Annotated in this window: 1 rRNA gene; it reads right to left on the reverse strand. The window is 49.9% G+C overall.

The features are described from left to right. A 23S ribosomal RNA gene (locus tag GAB14E_RS10230) occupies positions 1–2,663 on the reverse strand; the annotation flags it as partial.

Here is a 2,663-nt window from a genome sequence, read left to right on the forward strand (position 1 = left end):
CCAGTGAGAACTCATCTCAAAGCCTGCTTCCCGCTTAGATGCTTTCAGCGGTTATCAGTTCCGAACGTAGCTACCGGGCAATGCCATTGGCATGACAACCCGAACACCAGTGGTTCGTCCACTCCGGTCCTCTCGTACTAGGAGCAGCCCTCTTCAATTCTCAAACGCCCACGGCAGATAGGGACCGAACTGTCTCACGACGTTCTAAACCCAGCTCGCGTACCACTTTAAATGGCGAACAGCCATACCCTTGGGACCGACTTCAGCCCCAGGATGTGATGAGCCGACATCGAGGTGCCAAACACCGCCGTCGATATGAACTCTTGGGCGGTATCAGCCTGTTATCCCCGGAGTACCTTTTATCCGTTGAGCGATGGCCCTTCCATACAGAACCACCGGATCACTATGACCTACTTTCGTACCTGCTCGACGTGTCTGTCTCGCAGTTAAGCTGGCTTATGCCATTGCACTAACCGTACGATGTCCGACCGTACTTAGCCAACCTTCGTGCTCCTCCGTTACTCTTTGGGAGGAGACCGCCCCAGTCAAACTACCCACCAGACAGTGTCCCCAAGCCCGATAAGGGCCCTAGGTTAGAACATCACGCATACAAGGGTGGTATTTCAAGATTGGCTCCACCACATCTAGCGACATGGTTTCAAAGCCTCCCACCTATCCTACACATGTAGGAGCAATGTTCACTGTCAAGCTATAGTAAAGGTTCACGGGGTCTTTCCGTCTAGCCGCGGGTATACGGCATCTTAACCGCAAATTCAATTTCACTGAGTCTCGGGTGGAGACAGTGTGGCCATGATTACGCCATTCGTGCAGGTCGGAACTTACCCGACAAGGAATTTCGCTACCTTAGGACCGTTATAGTTACGGCCGCCGTTTACCGGGGCTTCGATCATCAGCTTCGTCCGAGGACTAACCGAATCAATTAACCTTCCGGCACCGGGCAGGCGTCACACCGTATACGTCATCTTTCGATTTTGCACAGTGCTGTGTTTTTAATAAACAGTTCCAGCCACCTGGTTACTTCGACTGCTCTGGGCTTAGGAAGCAAGTTCCATCACCCATATGCAGCGTACCTTCTCCCGAAGTTACGGTACTATTTTGCCTAGTTCCTTCACCCGAGTTCTCTCAAGCGCCTTAGTATTCTCTACCTAACCACCTGTGTCGGTTTGGGGTACGGTTCCTATATATCTGAAGCTTAGAAGCTTTTCCTGGAAGCATGGCATCAATGACTTCAATTCCGTAGAATCTCGTCTCGAGTCTCAGCATTAACAAGAACCCGGATTTACCTAAGTTCTCTGCCTACATTCTTTCACACAGACTACCAACGCTGTGCTCATTTAGCCTACTCCGTCCCTCCTTCGCAATATATAGAAGTACAGAAATATTAATCTGTTTCCCATCGACTACGCGTTTCCGCCTCGCCTTAGGGGCCGACTTACCCTGCCCTGATTAACATGGGACAGGAAACCTTGGTCTTTCGGCGGGGGAGTTTTTCACTCCCCTTATCGTTACTCATGTCAGCATTCGCACTTCTGATACCTCCAGCAAACTTCTCAATTCACCTTCAACGGCTTACAGAACGCTCCCCTACCACTCATAATAAATTATGAATCCGCAGCTTCGGTGACTAGTTTAGCCCCGTTACATCTTCCGCGCAGACCGACTCGACTAGTGAGCTATTACGCTTTCTTTAAAGGATGGCTGCTTCTAAGCCAACCTCCTAGCTGTCTATGCCTTTCCACATCGTTTCCCACTTAACTAGTACTTTGGGACCTTAGCTGGCGGTCTGGGTTGTTTCCCTCTTCACAATGGACGTTAGCACCCACAGTGTGTCTCCCGGATATCACTCATCGGTATTCGGAGTTTGCAAAGGGTTGGTAAGTCGGGATGACCCCCTAGCCTTAACAGTGCTCTACCCCCGATGGTGTTCGTCCGAGGCTCTACCTAAATAGATTTCGGGGAGAACCAGCTATCTCCCGGCTTGATTAGCCTTTCACTCCGACCCACAAGTCATCACCGCATTTTTCAACATACGTGTGTTCGGTCCTCCAGTTGATGTTACTCAACCTTCAACCTGCCCATGGGTAGATCGCCGGGTTTCGGGTCTATACCCTGCAACTAAACGCGCAGTTAACACTCGCTTTCGCTACGGCTCCCCTAATCGGTTAACCTTGCTACAGAATATAAGTCGCTGACCCATTATACAAAAGGTACGCAGTCACCCGACTAAATCGGGCTCCCACTGCTTGTACGTATGCGGTTTCAGGTTCTATTTCACTCCCCTCACAGGGGTTCTTTTCGCCTTTCCCTCACGGTACTGGTTCACTATCGGTCAGTTAGTAGTATTTAGCCTTGGAGGATGGTCCCCCCATATTCAGACAAAGTTTCACGTGCTCCGTCCTACTCGATTTCACTTAAAGGTTGCTTTTGTGTACGGGACTATCACCCTGTATCGTGGTCCTTTCCAGAACCTTCCACTAGCGCCAAATAAGCTTAAGGGCTGATTCGCGTTCGCTCGCCGCTACTAACGAAATCTCGGTTGATTTCTTTTCCTCGGGGTACTTAGATGTTTCAGTTCTCCCGGTTTGCCTCATTAACCTATGTATTCAGTTAATAATACCTAGCTTATGCTAAGTGGGTTTCCC

The sequence above is a fragment of the Colwellia psychrerythraea genome, assembly GCF_000764185.1.
Lineage (GTDB): Bacteria > Pseudomonadota > Gammaproteobacteria > Enterobacterales > Alteromonadaceae > Colwellia > Colwellia psychrerythraea_B.